The following is a 2,124-nucleotide window of genomic DNA, read 5'->3' as shown; positions in this document are numbered from 1 at the left end:
CTTTGTGGACTTTGGCCGCGCCTGGTTTGGAACGCTCCAGCTGTCTGGGCCGGCAGCGGCGCGGGTGACCGTTCACTTTGGGGAAAAGCTGACAGGCAAGAATAGCATTGACCGCAAGCCGCCGGGCAGTGTCTGCTACCGAAGCTGCGAGACCCTACTCTCCTCCCGTGAGCGTGTGCTGGTGCCCACGCCCAAGGCTCCGTTTGCGCCCGGTGTCCGCCGAGGAGCCGTGCAAGTTCCCCCCGGCCAGCCCTCGACCTCCAGGGCACGAAACGGCAGGACATCGTCGTAGCCAGGGGGAACTTGCACGGCTCCTCGGCGGACACTAGGCGCAAACGGAGCCTTGGGGGTTGGCACCAGCACGCGCTCACGGGACGAGAGCAGGGTCTCACAGCTTCGGTAGCAGACACTGCCCGGCGGCTTGCGATCTATGCGATTCTTGCCTGCCAGCTTCTCCCCAAAGTGCACGGTCACCCGCGCCGCTGCCGGACCTGAGAGCTGGAGCGTTCCAAACCAGGCGCGGCCAAAGTCCACAAAGTAGCTGCCATCGCCGCGCTTGACAATGCGCTCTGGGGCGATCTCGGTAAACTCCAGTGGGTTACGATTCTCCCAGGTATCGTTCTTGGGCGAGGGAAAAGGAGTCATCCCCATCCGCCCGGTGGCAAATGCCTGTGGCTTGCTCCACGCACTCACCCGACTGCTCCCCTCGCGCCAGAGCCGCACCTGCCAGGTGAATTTCTGGTTCGAGGGGAGCCAGGGGCCGTCGTAGCGCCCCCCTATCGAGTGCGCCGATGCCACGCGTCCACTGTCCCAGAGCACCTGCCCGCTTTCCGTGCGTACTTGAATCTGGTAGGCGCTCTGCATGCCGCCCTCGAAGCACCAGGAAAACGCAGGCTTGGGATCGGTGAGCGTCGCACGCTCCGGGTAGGCGAGATAGCCAATGGTCAGGCCAAAAGGTGTGCTGGACATGGTAGCTATTGTACCCTCTGCCCTCCTCCCCCGGCGTTCATTTCCCCTCCCCCCGGCTCGTTCCTCGCCACCCCCTCCCGATAACGGGAGAGGGTTGGGTGGGGAGCCCGGCACGGGCTTTGCGGCGCGAAGCGCCACCCAGACGCCTCGTTCACGGGGCGGACACGGGGCGGCAAGCGGTATAATTCCCACATGATAAATCTCGCCTTTATCGGGTGTGCCCATATCCACACGCCCGGCTTTATCCACAATATCAACCGGCGCACTGATAGCGTCAAGGTCAAGTACGTCTGGGATCATGACTTAGCACGTGCGGAGCAGCGCTCCAAAGAGCTGGCAGGCTCCGTGGTCGAGGCGAGCCTGGAGACAATTTTAGCCGATCCAGAAGTGACGGCGGTCATTGTGTGCACCGAGACGAATCGGCACAAAGATGTTGTGCCGCAGATTGCCGCCGCTGGCAAGCATGTCTTTGTCGAGAAGCCGCTCGGGTTTGCGGGAGCCGATGCGAAAGTCATGGCTGAGGCGATTGAGAGTGCCGGGGTGCTGTTCTCGACGGGCTACTTCTCGCGGGGTGATGCCAAGCTGCGCTTTGTCAAGGAGCAGATCGAGAAAGGACACTTTGGTAAGACCACCCGCGCCCGCATGAGCAACTGTCACAGCGCCGCAATCGGCGGCTGGTTCGATGGTGAGTGGCGCTGGATGGCCGACCCAGCGCAGTCGGGCTGTGGTGGCTTTGGCGACCTGGGCACTCACATCCTGGATATTGTTCTCTGGCTCTTTGGCCCCGTGGCGCAGGTCACCGGACAGCTCGACAACGGCTTGGCGCGCTACGAAGGCTGCGATGAGACCGGCGAGGGCATGTTGCGCTTTGAAAATGGTGTGATTGCGACTCTTGCCGCTGCCTGGGACGATGTCGCTGACCCGGTGCGCCTGATTGTCTCCGGCACCGAGGGCCATGCCGTGATCGTACACGACAAGCTCTACTTCCAGAGCAAGCACGTCCCCACCATGGATGGCAGCCAGCCCGTACGCAACGTCGAGCTCCCCGGCCCGGTTCCTGCCGGACTGGACGCTTTTCTAGAGCGCGTCACGGGGCAAAACGATACCGCCCCGCTCGTGGGAGCAAGCGAGGCAGCATATCGTAATGCGGTGATG

2 protein-coding genes are annotated in these 2,124 nt (G+C 62.9%); one reads left to right on the top strand and one right to left on the bottom strand.

Annotated features, from left to right (window positions below):
- Positions 1-135 precede the first annotated feature (135 nt).
- The gene (locus RMO15_RS29680; protein WP_309721677.1) at positions 136-969 is read right to left on the bottom strand and encodes a hypothetical protein; all 834 of its coding nucleotides are present in this window, start codon (positions 967-969) and stop codon (positions 136-138) included.
- Between the two features lie 192 nt (positions 970-1,161).
- Here RMO15_RS29680 and RMO15_RS29675 point away from each other — a divergent pair.
- A partial coding sequence (locus RMO15_RS29675) for a Gfo/Idh/MocA family oxidoreductase (RefSeq protein ID WP_309721674.1) occupies positions 1,162-2,124 on the top strand: 963 nt, incomplete at its 3' end.

The sequence above is a fragment of the Armatimonas sp. genome, from assembly GCF_031410135.1.
Lineage (GTDB): Bacteria > Armatimonadota > Armatimonadia > Armatimonadales > Armatimonadaceae > Armatimonas.
Note: the sequence above shows the minus strand (reverse complement) of the source record. Positions and strands in the feature narration are given on the sequence as shown.